At 67.3% G+C, this 26,248-nt stretch carries 11 protein-coding genes; 5 read left to right on the top strand and 6 right to left on the bottom strand.

All coding sequences use genetic code 11. The features are described from left to right. Positions 1–836: 836 nt before the first annotated feature. Entirely contained in the window at positions 837–1,709 is an 873-nt protein-coding gene (locus tag RSO01_RS37815) for a hypothetical protein (protein ID WP_147155769.1), read from the bottom strand. Positions 1,710–1,900: 191 nt separating this feature from the next. On the opposite strand from RSO01_RS37815, the gene RSO01_RS49180 reads away from it, so the two are divergent. Together RSO01_RS49180 and RSO01_RS37730 are read left to right on the top strand one after the other, a co-directional pair. Next, entirely contained in the window at positions 1,901–11,134 is a 9,234-nt protein-coding gene (locus tag RSO01_RS49180; protein WP_170303660.1) for an autotransporter-associated beta strand repeat-containing protein, read from the top strand. After that, positions 11,128–11,490, top strand: a complete 363-nt coding sequence (locus RSO01_RS37730; protein ID WP_147155768.1) for a hypothetical protein — start codon at positions 11,128–11,130, stop codon at positions 11,488–11,490. The genes RSO01_RS49180 and RSO01_RS37730 overlap by 7 nt, the downstream gene beginning before the upstream one ends. Here RSO01_RS37730 and RSO01_RS37725 read toward each other — a convergent pair. Both RSO01_RS37725 and RSO01_RS37720 read right to left on the bottom strand, forming a co-directional pair. After that, the gene (locus tag RSO01_RS37725) at positions 11,433–12,308 is read right to left on the bottom strand and encodes a hypothetical protein (RefSeq protein WP_147155767.1); all 876 of its coding nucleotides are present in this window, start codon (positions 12,306–12,308) and stop codon (positions 11,433–11,435) included. The genes RSO01_RS37730 and RSO01_RS37725 overlap by 58 nt on opposite strands. A 2-nt stretch (positions 12,309–12,310) precedes the next feature. Further along, complete coding sequence (locus tag RSO01_RS37720) at positions 12,311–13,180, bottom strand: helix-turn-helix domain-containing protein (RefSeq protein WP_147155766.1); 870 nt, start codon at positions 13,178–13,180, stop codon at positions 12,311–12,313. 81 nt (positions 13,181–13,261) lie between these two features. Here RSO01_RS37720 and RSO01_RS37715 point away from each other — a divergent pair, with 81 nt between their 5' ends. Beyond that, positions 13,262–13,585 carry a hypothetical protein gene (locus RSO01_RS37715; RefSeq protein ID WP_147155765.1) on the top strand — a complete coding sequence of 108 codons (324 nt, stop codon included), beginning with the start codon at positions 13,262–13,264 and terminating at the stop codon, positions 13,583–13,585. 53 nt (positions 13,586–13,638) lie between these two features. Here RSO01_RS37715 and RSO01_RS37710 read toward each other — a convergent pair whose 3' ends face one another. The 3 genes from RSO01_RS37710 to RSO01_RS37700 all read right to left on the bottom strand — a co-directional run bounded on the left by RSO01_RS37710 (position 13,639) and on the right by RSO01_RS37700 (position 23,159). After that, entirely contained in the window at positions 13,639–20,904 is a 7,266-nt protein-coding gene (locus tag RSO01_RS37710; RefSeq protein ID WP_170303659.1) for a choice-of-anchor I family protein, read from the bottom strand. A 268-nt stretch (positions 20,905–21,172) separates the two neighbouring features. Continuing rightward, on the bottom strand, positions 21,173–21,991 hold the full coding sequence (locus tag RSO01_RS37705; protein ID WP_170303658.1) for a helix-turn-helix domain-containing protein: 819 nt from the start codon (positions 21,989–21,991) through the stop codon (positions 21,173–21,175). An 82-nt stretch (positions 21,992–22,073) separates the two neighbouring features. Beyond that, positions 22,074–23,159: an alpha-hydroxy acid oxidase gene (locus RSO01_RS37700; protein ID WP_147155762.1), complete on the bottom strand. Its 1,086-nt coding sequence runs from the start codon at positions 23,157–23,159 to the stop codon at positions 22,074–22,076. 55 nt (positions 23,160–23,214) lie between these two features. On the opposite strand from RSO01_RS37700, the gene RSO01_RS37695 reads away from it, so the two are divergent. Next, on the top strand, positions 23,215–24,186 hold the full coding sequence (locus RSO01_RS37695; RefSeq protein ID WP_147155761.1) for a TauD/TfdA dioxygenase family protein: 972 nt from the start codon (positions 23,215–23,217) through the stop codon (positions 24,184–24,186). 143 nt (positions 24,187–24,329) lie between these two features. Beyond that, positions 24,330–26,240 (top strand): ABC transporter substrate-binding protein, encoded by a 1,911-nt coding sequence (locus RSO01_RS37690; RefSeq protein WP_147155760.1) that lies wholly within the window; start codon positions 24,330–24,332, stop codon positions 26,238–26,240. The last annotated feature ends 8 nt before the right edge of the window (positions 26,241–26,248 follow it).

Genomic DNA, 26,248 nt, shown 5'->3' with positions numbered 1-26,248 from the left:
GGAGTGGAGTGCACCCCAAAAGTGAGACAGCAAAACTCCGGACAGCGGCCTTCGCCGCGAGAGGGTGGACCGCTTCACGCACGAGCGGTTCCTCTCCGGAGTCCGGGAAAACAGATGAACGATGCATAGAGCGGCGACACGCAGAAGCAACGCGACAGGCCGATATTATAACTCAAGTGCACTACTGTCAAGAACTGTGGTCAGGATCGCCGACTTCGTTTTCGCGAGTTTTTTCGCACCATAGAGGGCCAGGGAGCGTCACTGCGCCACCCATACTATTCCTTGAAGGCTTCGGCCTCGTGCAGGCAGTGCAGTCATCCGGACCCGATCGGCACGCGCAGGCTGTGGCGCCCCGCGCGCACGCAGATGCCCTCCTGCAAGAGGCCATCGGCGTGCCGCCGGACGGTCTCATAGGGCAGGCACAGCGAGCGGGAATTCGCGATCGCCGGGCTGCGCCTCTCCTGGCAGCGCGGCCGCAGCTGAACCGGAGGCCGGGGTGCCCCATTTCGGGTAGGTTTCGCGTTGCGCCAAAGCCGGGCGCGCGGCTGCATGCCGCCGATGAACTGGCTTCGGATGTCTTCGCGATCGACGGTAGTGGCGGGCCTGCTGCTGGGCGGCCTTGCCGGAACGGCCCGTGCCGACGGCGGCGCCGGCGGCGCCGGCTTTCCGCTCCTGCTCCCGGGGGGTGTGGGCGGCCCAGGCCCGTGGGGCACTACGGGCGACAATGGCAGCGCGACCGTATCCTCAACGGATGCACTTGGCATTTCCGGCGACACGGCCAAGCTGCTCCTTTTGGGCAGCGGGGGCACCGCAGGCCTCCGCTTCAGCTGGAGACGTCAGACCTTGACGCCGGCCCGAGACAGCTCGGCAAGGAAGTCCATCACGAGGCGATGGATGAGCACGGGGCCGTTCGGGATGCGCTGGATGAAGCTGTTGGGGATGAACAGGCCGCGCCGGCCGGCGCGCACGCAGATGCCGTCCCGCACCAGGTCGTCGGCGTGGCGGCGCACGGTCTCGTAGGGCAGGCGCAAGGACCGCGAGAGCGTCAGCACGCTGACGGGCACACGCTTGCTGTCATCGACCATCCAGCGGTTGGCCACGGGATCGGTGTTCGTCACGTGCTTGACGTTCGCTGTCCAGATCGCCGTGTAGACCAGCCCCCTCATCAGGTCGCCCCAGAAGGCACGCAGGGCGCGGAATCCGGCAAGCAGGAGGCCGGTCCCGGCGACGGCGATGGCAAGCTGCTCCTCCTCGAGACGCCCGCCTCGCACCGGCCGTCGCGACGCCGAGCCAAAAGCCGCGACGTCGATGCGCGTCAGGTCGGCCAGCAGCCGCACGGTATTGACGTAGACCTTGCGCAGGAATGTCGAGATGCGGCGCCCGCGCAGGGCGGCGGCCGGTACGGTGACGATACCCTTGTTCGATACGCACCGACCGCTCTTCACAAGCGCCTGGACATGACGGCGCACGGTCTCGGCCGGAATCTCGAGCTTGCGCGACAGTTCCCGGATGCCGCCGCCGCCCTTCCGGCGCGGCGTCTTCAGCTGATCGTGGACCAGCGTCGCGACGATCAGTCCGTCGGTGATCTCTCCTTCCAGTTGAGTGAGCAGATCGAAGCTGCGGAGATGAAACTCCGTGGCAACGCGCGTGACCGGATAGGCGTCCGGGTGAATCTGCGCTGCCTCAATTTGGGTAATCGATTGCCCCATCTTGGGTAGTCGTCGCCTTCTGCACGCTGCCTGAAATGGATACCGAGACAGGGACAATTTGCACTGTTGTCGGTGGTTTGAACATGTCGAGCAGCAACTCGAGGCGTCTTGGCGAACGTCATGTTTCGCCTCGTAGAATCCAAGGGCAGCCGACCGCGCGCCTGACGGCCCTGCTGTTGGCTTGTACCTGCTTGACGCCCTGCGCGGCCCTGGCGGTCGACGTCACCAACGAGGCAGAGCTGCGTTCGGCCATCTTCACCGCCAACGGCGGGGGCGGCGACGGCAGCATCAACATCACCCAGAACATCACCCTCACCCAGTCGCTGCCGATGATCACCGCCAGCGTGACCATCGCCGGCAACGGCAACACCCTCGACGCCGACAACAAGGGCCGCGCCATCTTCGTGCAGGCCGGCACGGTGCAGGTCTCCAACCTCACCATCAACAATGCCTTGGCGCAGGGCGGCGCCGGCGGCGATGCGAACAACCGGGACGGCGGCGGCGGTGGCGGCGGCCTTGGCGCGGGCGCGGCCGTGTTCGTGAACACGGGAGCCGCTGTCAACTTGACCAACGTCGCCGTTGGCGATGCCTCGGCCAAAGGCGGGAGGGGCGGCAACGGCGGCACCGGCCTCAGTGCGGCAGCCAGCGGCCGTAGTGGCGCCGGTGGCGGCGGGCTGGGTGGCGCGGGAGGCAACAGCAGCGGGGCGGGGCTCGGTGCCGGCGGCGGCGGCGGCGGCGGATACGCAGGCGCAGGCGGCGACGGCAGCTCGAATCCTACCGGCAACAGCGGAGGCGGCGGAGGCGGCGGAGGCGGCGAATTTGGCAATGGCGGCAACACCGACGGCCGCGGTGGAGGCGGCGGCGGCGGTCAGCAAGGAAACGGCGGACAAGGCAGTCTCACCGCTGGCGGCGGCGGCGGTGGTGCGACCACCAACGGCGAGCCCGGCATTGGTGCAGTCGGCGGTATTGCGGGGCCGCCCGGCGGCAACGGCGGCAACGCCAGTGCGCCCGGCGACACGGCGGCGGCCAACTTGGGCGGCGGCGGCGGCGGAGGCTTTCTGGGTAGCAGTGGCGGTGACGGTAAGTTGTCAGGTGGCGGCGGTGGCGGCGGCGCAAACACCACCAGTACGGGTGGTGCCGGCGGCGTGGGCGGCGGCGGGGGCGGCGGCGGCTATGGCGGATCCACTGGAGGTGGCGGTGGCGCCTACGGTGGCGGCGGGGGGGCCGGCGGCGCAACCACCCAAGGAACCGGCGGCTTGGGTGGCTTCGGCGGCGGCGGCGGTGGCGGTGGCGTTGGGTCCATAGGCGGCCGCGGCGGCTTCGGCGGCGGCGGCGGTGGTGGCGGCCCAACCGCTGGCCCAGGCGGCGAGCTGGGCGGCCAAGGCGGGGTCAGCCAGGGCGTCGAGAATGGTGGCGGCGGCGGTGGCGGCGGCGCGGCACTCGGCGGCGCCTTCTTCGTGCGCGACGGCGGCAGCCTCACCGTCAACGGCGGCAGCCTCGCCGGCACCTACACCGTGACCGGCGGCACCACGGGCGGCGCCGGCGGTGCGACCGCGGGCCAGGCGCAGGGCAGCGTGATGTACCTGCAGGGCAGCGGCACGACGACGCTCGACGTCGCCAGTGGCACCCGCGCCATCGGCGGCAACGATGCGATCGCCGGCAGCGGCACCTTGGGCAAGAGCGGCGGCGGTACGCTGGCGCTCACCGGCGCCAACACCAACTTCACCGGTGGCGTCGCGGTGACCGGCGGCCTGGTGAGCTTCGCGTCCGCCGACAGCCTCGGCAGCGGCGCGATCACGCTGAATGGCGGCGGCCTGCAATGGGCGACCGGCAACACCACCGACATCTCCTCGCGGCTCGCCCCCCTCGGCGCGGGCGGCGGCACGGTCGATACCAACGGCAACAGCGTCACCTTCGCCACGAGAGTCGCCGGCACGGGCGGCCTGACCAAGGCTGGCGAGGGCTCGTTGGCCCTGACGGGGGACAACGCCTACGCCGGCGGCACAACTGTCAATGCCGGCACACTGCGCCTCGCCATCGGCGCAAGGTTGACTTCGACCGGCGCGCTGACGGTGAATGGCGGGACCTTCGATCTCAACGGCAACAACCAGACGGTGGGCACGCTGTCGGGAACTGGCGGCACCATCGCCCTCGGCAACGGCTCGCTGACCACGGAATCCTCCGCCGCCTCCAGCCTCGCCGCGGCCATCACCGGCACCGGCAGCTTCGAGATGAGAGGTTTGGGCACGCTGACACTGTCGGGAGCGAACAGCTACACCGGCGGCACGACCGTCCGCGTCGGCACGCTGCGACTAGGCGACGGCGGATCGCTCGCCTCAACCGGTGCGTTGACGGTGCATAGCGGCACGTTCGACCTCAACAACAACAACCAGACGGTCGGTCTATTGTCGGGCAGCGGCGGCACCATCGCGCTCGGCAGCGGCACGCTGACCACAAACGGCGCCGCCAACGCCAATCTCGACTCGGTCATCACCGGCAGCGGCGCCTTTGTGAAGGACGGGTCAGGCAGGCTCTTACTGGCGGGAGCGAACAGCTACACCGGCGGCACGACCGTCAATGCCGGCACGCTGCGCCTGGGCAACGGCGGATCGCTCGCCTCGACCGGCGCCCTGACGGTGAACGGCGGAACCTTTGACCTCAACAGCCACAGCCAGACGGTCCGCACGCTGTCAGGCAGCGGCGGCACCATTACGCTCGGCAGCGCCACGCTGACCACGGACAGTTCCTCCGACTCCAGCCTCGCCGCAGCCATCAGCGGCACCGGCGCCTTCGTCAAGAGCGGAGCAGGCACACTGACACTGTCGGGAGGGAACACCTACAGCGGCACGACGACGATCGAGGGTGGCACGTTGCAGGTCGGCAACGGCACCTCGACAGGAACGCTCGGCACCGGGGCCATCACGAACAACGGTACGCTCGCCTTCCACCGATCCGACAGCCTCGCCGTCTCTGCAAGCATCAGTGGGAGCGGCGGTGTGCGCCAGATCGGCGCCGGCACCACCATCCTCACCGGCACCAACACTTACACCGGCACGACGATCATCGAGTCGGGCACGCTGCAGATAGGCAACGGCGGCAGCGCCGGAATGCTCGGCACTGGCGACATCACGAACAACGGCACGCTCACCTTCAGGCGATTGGGCAGCCTCGAAGTGGCCGCGACCATCAGCGGAACAGGCGCGGTGCGCCAGAGCGCCAGCGGCACCACGACCCTGAGCGGCAACAATACCTACAGCGGCGGCACCTCGATCACCTCCGGCGCGCTGCGGATTTCGGCCGATACCAATCTCGGCGCCGCCGCCGGCGGCATCACCTTCAGCGGCGGCACGCTGCAGACCACTGCCACGATGACGACTGCGCGTGACATTAGCCTCGCTACTTTGGGTGCTCTCGACGTGGTCTCGGGCACTGTCCTTACGGCAAACGGGAACATCACCGGCGCGGGCGGCTTCTTCAAGTTCGGCGCCGGCACGCTGGCGCTGACGGGAAGCAACAACTATTCGGGTGACACGGGAGTGAACGGCGGCACCTTGGCGGTGTCGGCCGATGGCAACCTGGGCAGCGGCGGCGGGATCGGCTTCGGCGGCGGCACGTTGCGATACGACGCCGGGTTCGCCAGCAGCCGGGCGGTCAATCTTATCACCACCGGCTTCGTCGACACCAACGGCAATGACGCGGCACTCAATGGGACAATCAGCGGTCAGGGCGGGCTCACCAAGATTGGCAACGGCACGCTGACGCTCGGCGGCACCAACAACTATTCCGGGACCACCCGCATCGAGGGCGGCGCCATCGCCGTCAGCAGCAACGCCAACCTCGGCACGAACGGCGATCTGATCCTGGATGGCGGCACCCTGCGCACGACCGATTCGTTCAACACCAGTCGCAATGTCCGTCTTCGGGACGGCGGCGGCACATTCGACGTCACGACAGGCTCGCTTGCCCTGCTGGGCAGCATTACGGAAGGGGACGGACCGGCCAGGCTCACCAAGACCGGCGCAGGCACCCTCGTGCTTCACGGCGCCACCGACTATAGCGGCGGTACCACCGTCCTGGCCGGCACGCTGCAGGGCAATACGACGACCCTGCAGGGCGACATCACCAACAATGGAACCGTATCCGTCGAGCAGGCTTCCAACGGAACCTATGGCGGCGTCATGTCCGGCAGTGGCGCTCTGCGCGTCTCGGTTGGCGGCGTCGACGGCACCGTGACGCTCACCGGCGCCAACACCTACACCGGCGGCACCACCTTGGCGGGCGGCACCCTGCAAGGCACCACTCAGAGCCTGCAGGGCAACATCGCTCTCGACGGCGGCATGGTGACGTTCGCCCAGGAAACCAACGGCACCTACGCAGGCTCGATATCGGGCGTAGGCAGGCTGACCAAGAGCGGCTTGGGTACCGTGATCCTCGGCGGCGCCAACAATTACACCGGCGGCACCACTGTGTCGGCGGGCGTGCTGCAGGGCACAACGTCGAGCCTGCAAGGCAACATCCTGAACAACGCTTCGGTGGTGTTCGACCAGGCCACCGACGGCACCTATGCGGGCTCGATGAACGGCAACGGCATGCTGATCAAGCGCGGTGCAGGCACCCTCATCCTGACCGGCGGCAACAACTACACCGGCGGCACGACCGTGTCGGCCGGCACCCTGCAGGTCAGCAGCGCAAGCCTCAGAGGCAATATCCAGAACAACGCCACGGTGGTGTTCGACCAGAGCACGAACGGCACCTACTCGGGCGCGATGTCGGGCGGCGGCGGCCTGACCAAAAGCGGCAACGGTACGCTGACGCTCGACGGTGCCAACACCTACACCGGCGGCACAACCGTGAACGCCGGCACGTTGCGGCTCGGTGTCGGCGGACCATTGGCCTCGACTGGCGCGCTCACAGTCAATGGCGGCACCTTCGATCTCAACGACCGGAACCAGACGGTCGGCGCCCTCTCGGGCAGCGGCGGGGCGATCACACTCGGCAACGCCACGCTGACCGCGGGCAACGCCACCAACACGACGCTGGCGGCGACGATCTCCGGCACCGGCTCCCTGGTCAAGCAGGGCACGGGCACGCTCACCCTGACCGGCGCCAACACCCATACCGGCGGCACGACGATCTCCGGCGGCATCCTGCAGGTCGGCGACGGCGGCACGACAGGCTCGATCACCGGCAACGTGGTGAACAACGGCACGCTCGCCTTCAACCGCTCCGACACGGTCACCTTCGGCGGCGCGATCTCGGGCAGCGGCGCGCTCGACAAGCTCGGCGACAACACGCTCATCCTCACCGGCGACAGCACCTACAGCGGGCTCACGACCATCGCGGCCGGCACGCTGCAGCTCGGCAACGGCGGCACGACGGGCTCGATCACGGGCAACGTGCTGAACAACAGCATCCTGGCGTTCAACCGCTCCGACGACATCGTCTTCGGCGGCAACGTCGACGGCTCGGGCGCGATCTCCTACATGGGACCGGGCAAGGTGACCCTGACCGGTACTATCAGCAACACCGGCGGCACGGTGCTGGCCGGCGGCACTGTGCAGGCCGGTTCGGACGCGGCCCTGGGCGCGGCGGGCTCGACGCTGACCTTCGCCGGCGGCACGTTGCAAGCGACGGATAGCTTCACGGTCGGGCGTCCGGTCAACCTGATCACCGGCGGCGGCACGATCGACACGGCGGGCAACAAACTCACGGTCAGCGGCAATGTCACAGGTGCCGGCAGGCTCACCAAGACCGGCGACGGCACGCTCGTCCTCAACGGCACCAGCAGCTACACCGGCGGCACGACGGTGTCGGGCGGCATCCTGCAGGGCACCACTGCGAGCCTGCAGGGCAACATCCTCAACAATGCCACTGTCGCCTTCGATCAGGCGACCAACGGCACCTATGCGGGCGCGATGTCGGGCAGCGGCGGCGTCTCGATCGGCGGCGGCGGCGAGCTGACCTTCACCGGGACCAATAGCTACACTGGCACCACGAGCATCGCTTCAGGGAGCAAGCTGAACCTCAGCAACGGCGGCACGCTCGGCACCGGCGCTGTGAGCAACAGCGGCGAGCTGCATGTCTACCGGGGCGTCACGGTCAGCGGCAGCATCAGCGGCAGCGGCGAGATCTTCCTCCAGGAGGACAGCGGCACGACGATCCTCACCGGTAGCAACAGCTACACCGGCCCCACGCGAATCTGGAGCGGCAGCACGCTGCAGGTCGGCGAGGGCGGCACCTCCGGAACGCTCGGCACCGGCCGCGTCCTGATCAACGACGGCACCCTGCGGTTCGACCGCTCCGACACGCTGGTCGTCGCCGGCGAGGTCTCCGGCAATAACGGCAACGTCGTCCAGGCCGGCAGCGGCACCACGGCGCTCACCTTCGATAGCGTCTACCGCGGCACGACGACGATCGAGGCCGGCACGCTCAAGCTCGGCAACGGCGGCTCGAGCGGTTCGCTCGGCCCCGGCAACATCGTCAACAATGCCACGCTGGCCTTCGATCGCACGAACAACCTGTTCGTCGCCAATGCAATCTCGGGAACCGGCGGTGTCACGCAGGCCGGCACCGGCGCGACCTACCTGACGGGCAACAACACCTACACCGGCACGACGACGATCGAGGCCGGCACGCTCAGCGTGGGCAACGCCGGCACGACGGGCACGCTGGGTACCGGCAACGTCGTGAACAACGGGACACTGCGCCTGTTCCGCGGTGACAATATCGAGATTGCCAACCAGATCTCGGGCTCGGGTGACCTCGTCAAGGCCGGCGCCGGCACGGCCACGCTGACCGGGGCCAACAGCTATGGCGGCACGACCTCGATCCTGTCCGGAATCCTGCGCGTCGGCAACGGCGGCACGCTGGGCAGCGGCGCAGTCGTCAACGAGTCGCGGCTGGAGTTCAATCGGTCGGATGCGCTCACGGTGGCCAGCGCCATCTCGGGCGGTGGGCTCGTGGCCCAGACCGGCGCCGGCACGACCAGCCTCACCGGCAGCAACAGCTACGGCACGACGTTGATCACCGCCGGCACGCTCTCCGTCGGCGACGGTGGCACGACCGGCACGCTGGGCGCCGGCGAGGTCGTCAACGACGCCACGCTGCAGTTCAACCGCTCGAATGCGCTGACCGTCGCCAACGCGATCTCCGGGTCGGGCAACGTGGTGCAGGCCGGCACGGGAACCACCTTCCTGACCGGCGACAACACCTACACCGGCACGACCACGATCTCGGCCGGTACGCTCAGCATCGGCAATGGCGGCACGACAGGCTCGATCGGCGCCGGCACTGTGATCAACAACGCTGTCCTCCAGATCAACCGCTCCGACAACGTCACCCTCGCCAACGCCATCAGCGGCGCCGGCGGCCTGATCCAGGCCGGACCGGGAACCACCATCCTGACGGGCGCCAACAGCTACACGGGGGGCACGCTGGTCTCGGGCGGCACCTTGCAAGGCACCACCTCGAGCCTGCAGGGCAACGTCGTCAACAACGCCGCGGTGGTATTCAGCCAGGCTGCCAATGGCACCTATGCCGGCAACATGTCGGGCACTGGGTCGGTCACCTTCACCGGTGGCGGCCAGTACACGCTCACCGGCAGCAACAGCTACACCGGCGGCACCTCCTTGCTGGCCGGCGCCCTCATTGGCAACTCGGCCAGCCTGCAGGGCAACATCCTCAACAACGCCTCGGTCGTGTTCAACCAGACCGGCAGCGGCACCTACGCCGGCAACATGTCCGGCGCGGGCTCCATGACCCTGCAGGGCGGCGGCACCCTCACCATGACCGGCACCAGCACCTACACCGGCGCCACCACGGTCAATGCCAGCACGCTCATCGTGAACGGCAGCCTCGCCAGCACCGTCGCCGTGACCAACGGCGGCATCCTGGCCGGCAACGGCAGCACCGGCGGTTTCATCTCCACCGGCGGCATCATTGCTCCCGGCAACTCGATCGGCACCCTCAACATCAACGGCAACTTCACCCAGAACGGCGGCACTTACGTCGTCGAGGTCAACGCCCAGGGCCAGAACGACCGGGTCAACGTCAACGGCACCGCCACCATCAACGGCGCCAACGTCCAGGTGATGGCCGCCCCCGGCAACTACGCCACCAGCACCACCTATACCATCCTCAATGCGACCGGCGGCGTCAGCGGCACCTACTCCGGCGTCAGCAGCAACTACGCCTTCCTGACGCCGTCCCTCACCTACAACACCAACAATGTCTTCCTGACCTTGGCGCTGCAGGGCAGCACGCCCTTCTCCGGCTTCGGCGGCAACACGGCCAACCAGCGCGCCGTCGGCTCTGCCCTCGACCAGTCCTACGCCAGTGCCGCCGGCGACTTCGCCACCGTGATCGGCGCCTTGGCCAACCTCTCCACGACACAGGCCTCGCCGACCCTGAACACGATCAGCGGCCAGCCCTATGCCGACTTCGGCACGTTCAATGTCGCCAACAATGCCTTGTTCATGAACGCGCTCGGCCAGCAGATGGCCCTGGCGCGAGCCGGCAGCGGCGGCCAGCGCCTGGCGCTGGCCCAGGCCTGCGAGATCGAGGCCTGCGATGGCGCCAGCCCCTTCAGCGTCTGGGCGAGCGGGCTCGGCGGCTTCGGCTCGGTGCAAGGCAACGGCAACAGCTCGACCTTCACCTATAACGTCGGCGGCACCGCCGCCGGTATCGACTATCGCGTGAGCCCGAGCTTCCTGGTCGGCCTCGCTGCCGGCTACACCAGCGGCACACAATGGGTCGACAGCTTCCAGGGCAAGGGCTGGAGCAACAGCGTCAGCGTCGCGGCATACGGCAGCTTCACGCAATCCGCGTTCTATCTCGATGCGCTGGCGGGCTACGCCTACTCCAACAACCAGCTGCAGCGGCAGATCTCCATCCCCGGCCTGCAGCCGCGCACGGCCAACGGCAGCACCGGCGCCAACCAGTTCCTGGGCCAGGCCGAAGCCGGCTACAAGCTCGGCCTCTACGCGCCGGCGCAGGCAACGGTGACGCCGTTCGCCCGCTTCCAGGCATCGAGCATCAACCAGGCGGCGTTCAACGAATGGGGCGCCAGCTCGCTCAGCCTGAACGTCGCCCAGCAGACGACGACGTCGGTGCGCACGGTGCTGGGCGCCGAGCTCGCCGGCGCCATCGGCCTCGGCAACACGCGCACCCTCGATCTCGGCCTGCGTCTCGGCTGGATGCACGAATATGCCGACACCGCGCGGCCGATGACGGCGTCCTTCGCCGGCGCGCCGACCGCCAACTTCACCGTCTACGGCGCCACGCCGCAGCGCGACTCCGCCGTGATCGGCTTCCAGGCCGGCACCGACGTTGCCGCCGGCACGCAGCTCTACCTGCGCTATGACGGTGAAGTCAGCGCGGGCTCGAACAACCACGCGCTCAATGTCGGCGTGCGACTCCAGTGGTAAGCGCCGAGTCGATCCAGCCGCGCAAGAAACGAGCGCGTGCCACGAAGCACACGTTCACGCTGTGGGACAACCACGTCGCCGTCGTGCGACGCACACCCGAAGGTAAGGCGGTCGTGGTCCATCTCGACCACGACGGCAGACCGATCGGTTGCACTACCGAGGCCTGGCCGGACGAATTATGCGGCGTCGGCTGGCACCATGGCGGCATCAAGCGCCTGGTCGAGCGCCTGCCGTTGCAGGGCGCGCCGCTCAATCCCGCTCCCGACGGCGAGATCGGCTTCGGAGTGGAAGAGCGCGGTCAGACCGTCACGCCCGCCCGCCGCAGCTCGCCCAAAAACTCGAGCACCAAGCGGTAGCCGGCGATGGCGCCGGGCTCGGTCTGCACGTGCGTGGTGGCGAGCACGACAAGGCCCTGGCGCCCGGCGCGCACGCAGATGCCTTCCCTCAGCAGCGCGTCGGCGTGGCGGCGGACCGTCTCATAGGGCAGCCGCAGCGACCGCGAGACCGCGCCCACGCTGACCGGCTGGCGCTGGCTGTCGGCCAGCACCGTCGCGCTGGTCGCGAGCGAGGTGTTGGCCACATGCTTGACGTTCGCCGTCCAGATCGCGGTGTAGACCAGGCCCTTCATCAGGTCACCGGCCCAGTAATCGCGCATCAACCGCATGCCCGTCAGCAGCAGGCCGAGGCCGGCGACAGCGATGGCAGTCTGCTCCTTCGTGAGACGCCCCGACAATGGCGGACGCCACGACGCCGAGGGGAAGGCGGCGACGCCGACGCGCGTCAGATCGACCAGCAGGCGCACGGTGTTGACATAGAGGCTTCGAATGAATGTCGTGATCACGCGGCTTTTCAACACGGATACCGGCACAGCGAGCCCGCGTCCGGTGCTGACGCATCTGCCGCTGCGGACGAGCACCTGGGTATGGCGGCGAAGGGTTTCGTAAGGCATGCCGATCTTGCGCGACAGCTCCCGCACGCCGATTGCCTTGCGATGGGGCGCGATCAGCTGGCCATGGACGAGGGCCATGAAGATCGCTGCATCGGCAATGTCCTGCTGCAGCTGGGTCATGGAATCGAAGGCACGCAGATAATACTCGGTCGAGACTCGTGCGACAGGGCGCACATGGCGCTGCGCCGCGGTCATCACCGGATCTGCGGTAGCCGGCCGATTCACGATCAGACCTTCACGCCGGCGTTCCTCAGCTCGGCGAGGAAGGACATCACGATGTGGTAGGCGGCGGCCGACGTCGGCACGTGGCGGCGATGCGTGCTGGCCATGACGACCAGGCCCTTGCGACCGACGCGCACGCACTGTCCCTCCTTCAGCAGCGCGTCGGCATGGCGGCGAACGGTCTCGTAGGGCAGGCGCAGCGACCGGGACATCGCGAGCGCGCTGACGGGCAGGCGCTGGCTGTCCTCCAGGATGCCGCGATCGCCCGCGGCCGCTGTGTTGGTCACGTGCTTGACGTTGGCCGTCCAGATCGCGGTGAAGACCAGCCCTTTCATGAGGTCGCCGCCGGCGAACTTGCGCAGCTCCCGGTAGCCGGTGAGCAGCAGCCCGGTGCCGATAATGCCGATCACGGTCTGTTCCTTGGTCAGCCGCGTCGACCGCACCGGACGATCCGACCCGAGGCTGAACCGGGCAACCCCGATCCGACTGAGGTCGCGCAACACGCGCACGACATTGACGTAGATGCGGCGCAGCATGGAAGCGGTCGGCGCGCTTCGCATCACGGCGGCCGGCACCGCGAGGCCGCCTTTCTCTTCGACGCACTGGCCCCTCTGCACCAGCGTGCGGGCATGGCGGCGCACCGTCTCGTACGGCATGCCGAGCTTGCGCGACAGTTCGCGGATACCGACGGGGCCGCGGCTGGGCGCCTGCATCTGCCCATGCCACAGGGTCATAAAGACCAGGCTGGCCACCACGTCGTCGTTCACCTGGGACAGGACTTCGGCGCCACGCAGGAAGTACTCCACCGTGACACGCAGCACCGGATAGGTGTCGCGGGGAATCAGTGGCTCAATTTGGGTAGCCAACTGGCTCATTTTGGGCACTTACCGACTTCTGCGGCCGGCTGCAAGCGGAGTACCCAGGCGCGGGGAGTTCGCTTTTGTAGGGCGGGCAAAGTGGCAGGCAAGAAATCTGGACGTCTTCGGTCGCGAAGCTGCAAGGCTTCGCGAAATGGTCATGCGCACGACGAACCGCTGAGCGAGGCCGCCTGCGACACGCGCAAGCCGGGAACGTGCGCCGCCCATTGCGCCACGGCCTTGCTGCTCGCGGTCCTCGGCGGCGAGCCGGTGGCGCCGCGGGACGGCTGCTGCCTGCTGACGGGATCGGTGCCCGTCGCGCCGCAGCCCGAACGCCGGGAGCGCACGCCACCTGTCAGGCGGCGTCCGCGTCCGGACCGAGATACAGCTGTCGTGGAGCTGCATCTGGCCGGCGACGACTAGAAGTCATCAGCCGCACCGCGGGCGCACCGCCCGCGGTCCGGAAAGCCTGGCGATTAGACCAGCAGGTCGTCCGTCCGGACGCTGAAGATCACGTCCTGGAAGTCGTTGTCGCCGGTGGCGCTCGGCAGGTCCTCGAAGCCCATCAGCAGTTCCAGGCCGCCGCGCGAAACGCCGGACAGGACCTGATTGGCATCGCCCGGGTTCAGGGTCGCGACCGAATGGAAGACCTGCGCGTTGGTCAGATTGCCCATCGAGGCGCTGCGCAGCACCGGCGGCACGCCGGTATCGATGTCGGCCGGCGAGGCGGTCCCCGGCGTGACGAACGACAGGTTGTCGGGCAGCCGGCCGTAGGCGTCGAAGCCGTCCTGCACGAGGAAGAAGGCGAACTTCTGGCCGTCCGCCAGCGTGCCGAGATTCACCGTCCGCGCCGAAGCCGGCACGTTCAGCGTGTTGTCGATCAGCACATGGACATCGCTGATCGTGCCGTTGGCGGCGATCTTGTAGTAGCCCAGCGTGTTGGAGTGAGCCGACACGCCCGACTTGAACTCGAAGGTGAAGTTCGTCAGGCCATCCCCGCTCAGGAAAAGCTCGTTGGTGACGCCGTTGATCTTGGTCGGATCGACGCGCGTTCCCTCGCTCAGCGTCGGCAGTAGCGGCTCGAAGGTCACGATGGTGTGCATGTTGGCGCCGGTGCCGCGCGACACCGTCATGAAGTCGCCCTGGGAGAAGTCGCCGACCAGGGCGAAACTCTTGTCGCCGATGGTGACGAGCGTCTGGCCGCCCTGCTGGGTGAAGCCGATCTGGCCGCGCTCATAACGCGTGCCCAGAATGTCCAGCACGTCGCTCATCCCGAAGCCGGAGATGCGATCGCCGTTCAGGTCGTTCACGCTGTCGCGCATGACGTCCGCGCCGGTGCCGAGGTCGATGATGTCGGCCCCCGCACCGCCGCTCACCGTGTCGTTGCCGGCACCGGCGTTGATCGTGTCGGGACCGGCCGTTCCGGAAACGATGTCATCGCCAGGGCCAGGCGGCTGCGGCGCGGGATCGCCGCCCATGTCGGCGAACACGTCGTCAGTGCGGGTGTTGAGGTTCTGGATGCGCGTGTCGAGGCTCTCGGCCGTGTCGACCTGGTCGTAGGCCGTGGTCGTCGACGCGTGGAAGGTCTGCATGTAATCGGCGAAGGCCGCCTGCTCGCCCATCGCATTGGCCGGCGTATTGGCCGCCAGGGTGAAGTCGAGCGCCTCGTCGACCGCGGAGCCGAGCGAGCCATCGGCCAGCAGGAAGCGGAAGTTGCTGCCGTTGGCCTTGATGGGATAGCCGTCGCCGCCGTTGGCCGTGAAGCTGGTGGTCGACACGGTGATGACCGCGGGCGCGCCCGCCGCCACCACGCCGTTCTCCAGCACGTGCGCGATCACCCGGTCGTTCTGGTCGACCAGGGCGATGTTCAGGACGCGGCTGCCGGCCGCGAAGTCGGGATCCCACGAGAAGCGCAGGCCGCCGACCTGGGCGAAGCGGCCCTGGTTGAGGCCCGCCGCCACGCTGTGCTCGAGGATGGCCTTCAGCCCCGCCGCCGTGGTGTCGAAGGCCATCAGCTTGTTGTCGAAGCGCAGCGAATTCTCGACATCGAGCTGCGAGACGCCACCCTCGGCCTTGCCGGCGTCGGGGTTGGCGATCGGCGCCACCTTGTCGCCGTTGTGGTCGATGCTGCCGATCTGGGCGCGGATGCCGCCGCCGTTGCGCAGGCCGACGATGAACTGACCGGTCGCGTCGGCGCCCAGCGCCTCCTTCAGGGCGAAGATGCCGGTATCGGCCGACAGGTCGCCGAGGTTGGTTTCCTGCGAGCGGATGAAGGCGCGCTCGCCCTCGAGATAGACGTCGGTGTAGCCATAGACGTTGCCGTCCTTGGCCGAGATCACCGTGTCGACGGCCTGTGTGATGTCGCGCACCTGGTCGCCCTTGGTGCCGTTGGCGAAGGCCGTCGTCTCGAGATTGGCGACGGTCGTTCCCCAGGCCTCGGCGACGTTCGCGGCCGTCGAGGCGTAGGCGCCGTTGATTGCCCGGTTGTCCACCAGGGTGTCGAGGATGATGTCGCCCTCGGCGTCGAAGCCGACCACCAGGCGGCCGAGATAGGTGTACTCGCCGTCGGTGTTGACGATCACCGTGGTCTTGCCGTCCGCGCCCTGGGTGACGATGGGATAGGTATTGGCGAAGGTGGCCTCGTGGCCCGGGAAGGCCACCGCCTCATCGTCGGCATCACCCAGCCGCGTGTTGGAGCCGGCCGAGAGGATGATGTCGACGCCGCGCAGCTTGGTCGCCAACAACTGCTCGTTGGAGATCTGCTGCAGATGCGACATCAGCACGATCTTGTTGACGCCCTCGGCGATCATCTCGTTGATGATCGGCTGCAGCTGGGCGGCCAGGAGGTCCATGTTGTCGACCTCGCCGTTGGCGCCGGCGCCGGTCGGGAAGCCCTTGACCTCGGTGCCGTTGGGCGAGGAGATCGATTCGATCAGCTGGGTGGTCGCCGCCACCAGGCCGATCTTCTGGCCGTTCTCGGTGACCACGGCGGCCGGTGCGATACGGCCTTTGAGCGTGTTGGCCTCGGCGATCGGTGTGGCGGCGCTGCCGTCGACGGTGTTGGTGAAGCGCGGGTTGAGCGCGCTGTCGCCGGAGAAGTCGAGATTGGCCGAGAGATACGGGAACTGCGCCCCGATCCAGGCGCCCGAGGGCGTGAAGGCGTCGCGGAAGGCCGTCGAGCCGAGGTCGAACTCGTGGTTGCCGATGGTCGATGCGTCGACGCCCATGGCGTTCAGCATGGCGAGGTCGGGCCGGCCCGGCGCGGTGGCGCCGATGCCGGCAACGCCGTTGAGCGACGGATCGGTGCCGGCGTTGATGAACGGGCCGGGCAGGAAGTCGTCGCCGCCCGCCAGGATCAGCGTGCTGGCGAAGTCGTCGTCGAAGGCGTCGAGCAGCGCTGCCAGGTAGGGCGCCGTGTCGCCGGCCAACAGGCCCGCCTCGCCGTCGGAGAAATGCAGCAGCTGCAGCGTGAAGGCCGGCACCTCGCTCACCTCGAACACGGTGATGGTGTTGCTGACCTCGTTGCTGGTCACCAGCAGGTCCTCGCCAGTCGGCGAATCGGCCGCAGCGATGAACAGCACGCCCTCGGGGCTGATGTCGCCGGCGTTCTGGGCCGCGCCGGCATAGCTGACGTGGCCCGGATCGGTGATGTCGAAGGCGAGCGTTATATTGGAACGCTCGAGCGCCACGAAGGCGAAGGTCTTGTCGCCGACCTTGCCGATGGTGAGGCCTTCCGGCTCGGGCCCCTTGTTGTCGCTGCGGCTGTCGTCGAACAGCGAGGGGAACTGCTGGACAATGATGCGCTCGATGACGTCGGCGCTGTCGAACACCTGGTTGCCCTGCGAATCGACGATCGAGAACGAGCGACCACCGTAGGTCAGGATCTGGTCGATATCGCCATCGCCGTCGGTGTCGCCGCGCAGGCCGGGCGCGTTGGACACGGTGTGGCGTCCCAGCTCGGCATTGGCCTTGAGCGCCGCCTCGTTGGGGAACAGCCCGTCGTCGAGGTTGTAGTTGGCGTTGCCGACACGGATCGTCTCGTCGGGCGCAAGGAAGTCGTCGCGGTCGTCGCCCTCGTTGGCCATGACGTAGTAGGTCTGGCCGCCGACCGTATAGGCCGCGATGGCGTCCGGCATGTACATGCCGAAAAGATGCGAATCGGTGATCAGGTTGATGCCGCCGTCCTGATCGCTGACGTCGAGCTGCAGCCCGGTCCAGTCCTTCAGGCCGAGCGGCACGATGTCGGTGAAGGTGGCGGTGGCGATATCGAGGATGGCGACCGCATTGGCCTCCTGCAGGGTCACCATGGCCTTGGTGCCGTCGGGCGAGATCGCGATGTACTCGGGCTCGACGTCCTTCGACACGCTCCGGCCCGCGAAGATGCGGACGCCCTCGGCACGCAGCGCATCTTCCTGGCCGTTGAACGCCGTGAAGCCCGCGCTTTGCACCGTCGCCGAGGCAACGCCGCCGCTGATGTCGATGATGCTGACGGTGCCTTCGCCGTCATTGCCGGCGAAGCCGTTGCTCAGCACCTCGCCTTCGTTGGCGACCAGCACCTTCTTGCCGTCGGGCGTGAAGGTCACCATGTCGGGATGCACGCCGACCTGGACCGAGCCCATCACGGTGTGGTTCGCGGCGTTGATGAAGATCACGTGTCCGGGCTGGGACTTGTCGGTCGCCAGCAGGGCCACGGCGACGATGCCGTTCTTGACCGCGACGCTGGTGACGTCCGTCGAACCGAAACCGAGCGCCTGGAAGTTGAGGGTGGTGATCAACGTCGGCGCGGCCGGATTCGCGAGGTTCACCACCTGAAGGCCGGCGTTGGAGGTGACGAACAGCCGATCGCTGCCGGGATCGAAGGCCGAGATCTCGGCGCCGGCCAGGGCCAGCGTGCCCTTCACGTCGATGTCGAGGGCGCCGGTCGGCGTGGTCGAAACATCGGCCGTCATGTCGAAGCTCGCGACCAGGGCGTCGTGGTCGCTCGCCTGGTTGGCGAACTCGGCGTTCATGTGGACGATGTCGTACTTGGCGCCGGCGCGGGCGGCGTTGGTGACGTACATCTGGTCGAGCGACTGCGAGCTGCCGTCGAACACGTAGTCGTAGCGCTGGTTGATTGGCAGCGTCTCGGCCATCGACAGCAGCACCTCGGTGCCGCCGACGACGTATTCCGGTGTGGTGTCGGGGTCGGCGCCGTCGAGATAGGTCGCCTTGCCCGAGAGGACCTGCATCGGCTCCTCGAACTCGAACTCGTTGAGGTCGCCCGAGACCACGACGCGCGCGTCGGGATTGGCGGCCAGCAGCGAATCGACATAGGTGTTCACTGCCTGGGCCTGGGCGGCGCGCGCCGGCTCGGCAGAGTTGATTGGCGGCTGGGTGCCCATCAGGGCGCCGCTGCCGGTCTTGGACGAGAAGTGGTTGTCGACGACGGTGATGGTCTCGCCCTTGAAGGTGAAGTCGGCGACCAGCGGCGGGCGTGAGGAGAAGAACGGATGGTCGGCGCCGGAATTGCCGCCGACCGCCGTGGTCGCCGCACCGGTGGCGTCGATGGTCCGGAGCGAGCTCTCGACCAGGTCGACGCCGCGGTCGACGCGATAGAGGAAGGCCACGCGAATGTTGCCGCCAGGCTCGCCGCCGTTCAGGTCGTCGCCGATGAACGGATTGTCCTGGAAGGCGTACTCGACGGTGTCGCCCGAGGCGGCCTTGATGGCGTCGACCAGCATCTGCAGGGTCGTCGCGGCCGAGGTCGTCGAATCGTTGGTGGCGCCGTTGTTGTCCTGGACCTCCTGCAGCGCCAGGATGTCCGGCGCCTTGAGGTTGGTCACGATCTGCTGCGCCAGGGTGTTGAACTTGGCCGCCCCGTCGGAGGGATCGAGGTTCTCGACGTTGTAGTTGGCGATCGTGAGCCGGTGCGCGCTGCCGGCGAGCGGCGTCACCTCGGGCGTAAGCGTGCTCGGCGTCACCACGCTGTAGGCCTCGGTCGCGATCACCTCGTAGTTGCCGAAGCCGTAGCTCATCACGCCGGTGACGTCGCCCAGGGTGGCGCCGACGCTGACGCTGGGGCTCGGGCCCGCGATACCGTCATCGATCTGGATGCGCTCGGGGTTGAAGTCGCCGCCTATCGTGTTGGTGTTGCCGAACGACGACTGGCCGCCGGTGATGCCAACGCCGCCGCGCACGGTCTGGCTGTTGGTGTTCAACCCATTGGCCGGGTTGTCGTCGCTGTCGACGATGGTGAAGATCTCACCGAAGCTGTTGGTCGGGCTGACCGCCACGGGATTCTCGACCCGGACGAGCATGCCTTCGAGGCTCTCGAAGAAGTCGATACCGTCATGGACGGGATCGAACGTCGTCAGCCCGTCGTCATCGAGGTTCGAGGTCGGCGGCTTCAGGCCCGCCGAACCGCCGATCTGGGTCGCGGCGATGGTCGGGCCGACGCCGAGGTCGGTGACGATCGGGCTCGTGATCTCGGTGATCGAGAGGCTGCCGGGCGCGGCGGCGGCATCGGTGAACTCGGTGACGGTGCCCTCGACCTGCACCAGGTGGCCGACGGTCACCGAGGGCGCGCTCCCGGTGAAGACGAAGATGCCATCGGAGGTCGCGGCATTGCCATCGCCGGTGGCCGCCTGGATGTAGAAGCCGTTGCCGGCAACGGCGGTCACGATGCCTTCGGTCGCCACCGCCTGACCGGCCAGGGCCGACGCGTGTCCGGCACCCTGGATGGTGTAGATCGGCGTGATCGTGGCGGGCGCCGGTCGGGTCGTGAAGTTCAGTACGCCGGCGGCGAGGCCAGCATGGTCGTTGCCGGCCGCGTCCTCGATGACGCCGGCGGCAAAGGTGACGTTGTAGGTCGTGTTGGGGTTGAGGTTGTTGGCCAGGTTGATGACGACCTGGTTGCCGTTGAACGTCACCGTACCGTCGGTGTCGGTACCGCCCAGGGTGATGGTGCGGATGTCGGCGGCGCCGTCGCTGACGACGATGTCCCCAGTCCCGGCCTTAACCGCCTCGTCGAAATTGAGCACGATGTCCGACGACATGACGACGCCGGTCGCATCGTCGGCTGGCGTCGAGGACTGCAGCGTCGGCGCCAGGGTGTCGCCACCGCCGGCGAAGGGCACGCTCGACACGACGATGTCGTCGATGCCGACCCATTCGTCGCTGCCGACGGCGTTGGTCGTCATGATCCGGACTTCGACCTGGCTCTGGTTGTTGGCGGCCGCCGGCAGGGTAATGTCGACGGCGGTCACCTGAGTGGCGGTTCCGCCGGTCGTGACGTCGGAGAAATAGCCGTTGGTCACGTTGGTCCAGGCGCCCGACGGGCCGACGCGGTACTGCACGTTGAGCTGCTGCTGGGCGTCGTCGGCTGCCGCATCGATGTCGCGGGCATTGAACTGGACGCGGACGCCCTCGCGGCCGCTGGCGTCGAGATAGAGGACCAGCGACGGCGCATCGGCCGTGCCCGATCCCTGCAGGGCGACGGTCGCGTCGCTGATGGCGAATTCGGCAACGCCGCCGCTCGTGTTGGTCGCGGGGTTGGTGCCGTTGGCGATGACGTCCACCGCGCCCGGGTTGGCGCCGGTCAGCGTGCGCGGATCGACATTCGTCGGCGAGCCCGCATCGATGTCGCCCAGGTACCCCGTGATGCTCGGCGCGCCCGACCAGTCGTCGTTGGTCGTGATCTGGCCCATGTTGGACCAGTTCTGCGTCAGGTTGCCGGAAGCAAGCGAGTGATACGTGGTGGACATATGGACGAACCTCCGCGTTCGGCAACGCGGGTTTCGCGCGCCGTTGGATTGCGCTGACGTGCTCAAGCGGTTTCGGTCGCGATCACGCATCGCTGCAGCGACCGCTGCTTGCTGACGCCGTCCTTACAAAGCGTCCCTTACGGTTTCTTTGCGCGACGTGTGAAGCGCTCAGGATTTCTTTGGAATCTTTTATCTTTCATCGACGCAACCGATTCGCTGTCTTCGGCTTGTCGTCACCGCTTCATGCAACGATCACAATGCGCGTCGGCTACGGCTCGATCTTCACGCCACCGCGCCGCAACTCGGCAAGAAACGCCATCACGAGGCGATGGGCGGCCACCGAGCCTGCCAGGGTGCCTTCGGCCACATGGGTGGGCACGAAAACGCCCCGGCGCCCGGCACGCACGCACAAGCCGTCGCGCACGAGCATGTCGGCGTGCCGCCGGACGGTCTCATAAGGCAGACGCAGCGAGCGGGAGATCGCGAGCACGCTGACCGGCTGGCGCAGATCGTCGGGCAGCAGCGATGAGGTGGTGGCGCGGGAAGTGTTGGTCACGTGCTTGACGTTGGCCGTCCAGATCGCGGTGAAGACCAGCCCCTTCACCAGATCGCCGCGCCAGAAATCCCGCATGAGCCTTACGCCGGCCAGCAGCAGGCCCATCGCGGCGATGGCGATGACCATCTGCTCCTTCGTGAGGTGCCCTGATGACGGTCCACGCCGCGACGCCGATGGAAACGCGACAGCACCGATGCGCGTCAGATCGACCAGCAGGCGCACGGCGTTGAGGTAGGTCTTGCGCAGCATGCGTGTGGCGCGTGCGCTGCCATGCGTGGCGTGGGGGACCGTGACGCCGCCATCCTTGGCGACGCAGGCACCGCTTTGCTCGAGGTCGCGAACGTGCCGGCGCACCGTCTCGTAGGGAAGATTGAGCTCGCGCGACAGCTCGCGAACGACCATTGGCTTGCGGCCGGCCCCCACAAGCTGGCCGTGCCAGAGAGTCATGACGATCGACGCGCTGATCGCGTTCTCGTGCAGCTGACCGAGCAGATCGACGCTGCGCATGAAGAACTCGTACGACACGCGCATCACCGGAAAGAAGTCGTGACGCGCCGTCGGCTCGCTTTTGATATCGGTCCTGGTCTGGCTCAGGTCGCCTCCAAGCCGCGGGTCAGTACCCTTCGTGCATCAGCGGGAACGCACTGTGCACGCCCGGCAGGTTGGTCGGCGTGCTGGCCGAGATGTAGCTCTTGTCGAGCTGCTTCAGGCTGGTGACGCCCAACAGGCCCATCACCTCCTTCATTTCCTCCTCGAGCAGCTCGACCACGCGCTCGATGCCGGCCGCGCCTGCGGCGGCGAGGCCGTAGCAGTAGAGCCGGCCCAGGCCGACCCAGTCGGCGCCCAGGCAGATCGCCTTGACGATGTCGCTGCCGCGGCTGAACGAGCCGTCGACGCCGATCTTGGCCCGCCCCTTCACCGCGTCGATCACCTCGGGCAGCACCGCCGCCGAGCCGCGGCCATGGTCGAGCTGGCGGCCGCCATGGTTGGAGCAGTAGACCGCCCACACACCGTGCTGGCAGGCGATGTCGGCATCCTCGCCGGTGCCGATGCCCTTCAGCATGAACTTCACGTCGGGGAACTTGTCCTTAACCTTCTTGAAGTTGTCCCACGAGAAGGCGGCCTGGTGGTCCTGGCCGGTCGCCGCCGTGCGCCACGACTTCACGAAGCGCTTGGCGATGTCGCGCTCGCGCCGCGAATAGACCTGGGTGTCGACGGTGATGCAGAAGGCGTCGTAACCCGCATCCATCGCCTGCTTGACGCGGTCGGCCACCCAGTTGTCGTCGCCGCGCACATAGAGCTGGTAGATCTTGGGTCCGCCGCCGCCCTTGACGATGTCCTCGAGCTTGAGCGTCGTCACCGAGCTTATGAGCATCGCGACATTGCCCGAGCCGGCGCCCTTGGCGACGGTGATGCCGCCGCCCGGCTCGAAGGATTCCAGCGAGCCGACCGGCGCCAGCATCACCGGCAGGCGGATCTTCTTGCCCAGGATCTCGGACGATGGATCGATCTTGCTGACGTTGCGCAGCACGCGCGGCCGGAAGGCGATCGAATCGAGCGCCATGCGGTTGCGCCGCAGCGTCGTCTCGGTCTCGGTGCCGCCGATCAGGTAATCCCAGATGTTGGCGTTGAGCTTGAGCTTCGCCGCTTTGACGATCTCGTGCAGCGTTACGAATTCGTTCTCCAGGCCGCTTGCCATGGTCCTCCCCACCGATTCGGGCTAGAAGTAGCGCAATAAACAAGCGGAGGAAACGATGCCGGCAGTGCGCTCTACCGCATCGCGCAAAGCGGAAGCGGAAATCGCCGTGCGGCCGATCAATGGCTTCATCGGCGCTGAGATTGAAGGAATCGACCTGCGCCAGCCGCTGAGCCCGGCCCAGTTCAAGATCGTCCACGACGCGCTGGTGCAATACGAAGTGATCGTGATGCGCGACCAGGACATCACGGTCGACCAGCAGATGGCCTTCGGCGCCCTGTTCGGCGAGCTCTCGATCCATCCCTTCTCGCCCAATCTCGCCGACAAGCCCGAGGTCATCATCCTCGACTATTCCAAGGACAATCCGCCGGCCCTGACCGACATCTGGCACGCCGACGAGACCTTCCGCGAGGCGCCGCCGCTCGGCACCATCCTGCGCGCCAAGGTCGTGCCCGAGGTCGGCGGCGACACGCTGTTCTCCAGCATGAGTGCGGCCTACCGCGGCCTGTCCGAGCGCATGAAGCAGCACATCCACGGCATGGAGGCGCTGCACGACTTCAAGCCGTGGCGGCCGCTGTTCAGCCACAACGACCGCGCCAAGCTGCGCAAGCTCGAGGACGAGTTCCCCAACCCGTGGCATCCGGTGGTGCGGGTGCATCCGGTGTCGGGTCGGCGCATCCTCTATGTGAACCAGCAGTTCTGCGTGCGCATAAAGGATCTCAAGACCGACGAGAGCGATACGCTGCTCGCCTTCCTCTACCGGCAGGCGACGATCCCCGAGTACCAGCTCAGGGTGAAGTGGAAGCCCAACACCCTGGTGATGTGGGACAACCGCTCCGTGCTGCACTATGCCGCGCACGACTACTATCCGGCGCGGCGCACCATGGAACGCGTGACGGTGAAGGGCGACCGTCCCGTCGGCGTCAGCGGCGCCTACGCGCCCGATGCGGTCGAGGCCAACGGCATGGTGAAACCACTGATCGCCGAGGGCACGCGGCCGGGACCCAAACGCGCCTTCGACCGTTACTGATAGAGCATCAATCGTGAAGAAAATGTGGCGCGCCTTTTGTGCGCCGCATGGCGTGTTCCTTGCACCGCTGACCCCAGCAACTTAGATTTCATCCAGACTGATTTTCCGCTGACGCCACGAAAAGAAACGGCAGGGTAGGCATCATGAAGCGACGTGTTTTCACGAAGGCTGTTGTCTTTGGGCTGCTGTGCAGCCCCGCCTTCGCCGCCGATCCGGTTCCCAAGCTGCAGGAAACCCCGTCGCTCGCCGATCAGGTGAAGTCGGGTGCGCTGCCGCCGGTCGATCAACGCGTGCCGAAGCAGCCCCTGGTGGTGACCAAGTTCTCCGGCGCCGACGGCCCCGGCCAGCCGGGCGGCCAGCTCAACATGCTGGTGGCGAGCGCGCGCGATACGCGCCTGATGACGGTCTACAGCTACACGCGCCTGATCGTGTACACGCCCGAGTTCAAGCTGCAGCCCGACATCCTCGAGAGCTACGAGAACAAGGACGACAAGGAATTCACCTTCAAGCTGCGCGAGGGCCACAAGTGGTCCGACGGCCAGCCCTTCACCACGGAGGACTTCCGTTTCTTCTGGGAAGACATCGCCAACAACAAGGATCTCTCGCCGTCGGGCCCGTCGGTCGAGCTGATGGTCGACGGCCAGCCGCCCAAGGTCGAGATCATCGACGCGCGCACCATCAAGTACACCTGGGACAAGCCCAATCCCTACTTCATCGAGAGCCAGGCGCGCGCCGCGCCGCTGTTCCTGTTCCGCCCGGCGCACTACCTCAAGAAGTTCCACGCCAAGTACGCCTCGGCCGACGACATCGCCAAGGCGGCCAAGGGTGGCCAGACCGGCGGCAACTGGACGCAAATCTACCGGCGCCATGACGTCATGTACGCCAACGACAATCCGGACCTGCCGACGCTCAACCCGTGGGTCAACACCACGGCATCGCCGGCGCAGCGCTATGTGTTCGCGCGCAATCCGTATTACCACCGCATCGACGGCAAGGGGCAGCAGCTGCCCTATGTCGACCGCGTGATCTTGACCCAGGCGGCGACCAACCTGGTGCCGGCCAAGGCCGGGCTGGGCGAGGCCGACCTGCAGCCGCGCTATCTCAACATGCGCGACTACACCTTCCTGCAGAAGAGCGCCAAGAGCTCGGGTGTCGAAGTGCGGCTCTGGGAGTCGGGTTCGGGCTCGCAGCTCGCGCTCTTTCCCAATCTCAATGCCAACGACGAGGAGTGGCGCAAGCTGATGCGCGACGTGCGCTTCCGCCGCGCCCTGTCGATCGCCATCGACCGCAACGAACTGAACGAGACGGTCTATCTCGGCCTCGCCAAGCCCTCGAACAACACGGTCATGGAGCGCTCACAGCTCTTCAAGCCGGACTACGCCAAGAAGTGGGCGCAGTACGACCCCAAGCTCGCCAACAAGCTGCTCGACGAGCTCGGCCTGAACAAGAAGGACGGCCAGGGCTTCCGCCTGCTGCCTGACGGTCGGCCGGCGACCATCGTGGTCGAGCATGCCAGCGAGGAGACCGAGGACGCCGACGCGCTGCACCTGATCGCCGAGATGTGGAAGAAGGTCGGCATCAAGATGCTGACCAAGCCGCAGACGCGAGAGAACTTCCGGCTGCGCGCCTTCTCCGGCGAAGCGATCATGACCGCCTTTGCCGGCGTCGTGACCGCCATGCCGACGCCCAACACCAGCCCCAAGGAGTTCGCGCCGACGATGCAGGGCGGCCTGCAGTGGTCGCGCTGGGGCATGTTCGTCGAATCCAAGGAGCGGATGGGCGAGAAGTGCGATGTCGAGGTCGCCTGCAAGCTTCTCGACTACGTCAAGGAGTGGGAGCACGCGACCAACGAGGCCGAGCGCCGCGCGGCGTGGGAGAAGATCCTGACGAGCAACGCCGACGAGGTCTTCACCATTGGCACGGTCAACGGCATCCGCCAGCCGATCGTCGTCGGCCCGAAGATCAAGAACGTGCCCAAGGAAGGCTATTACGCCTGGGATCCGGGCGGATATATCGGCCTGTACCAGCCGGACACGTTCTGGGTGGGGCAGTAAGAACGGGA

This window comes from Reyranella soli, assembly GCF_007992495.1.
In the GTDB taxonomy this organism is placed as follows: domain Bacteria; phylum Pseudomonadota; class Alphaproteobacteria; order Reyranellales; family Reyranellaceae; genus Reyranella; species Reyranella soli.
Note: the sequence above shows the minus strand (reverse complement) of the source record. Positions and strands in the feature narration are given on the sequence as shown.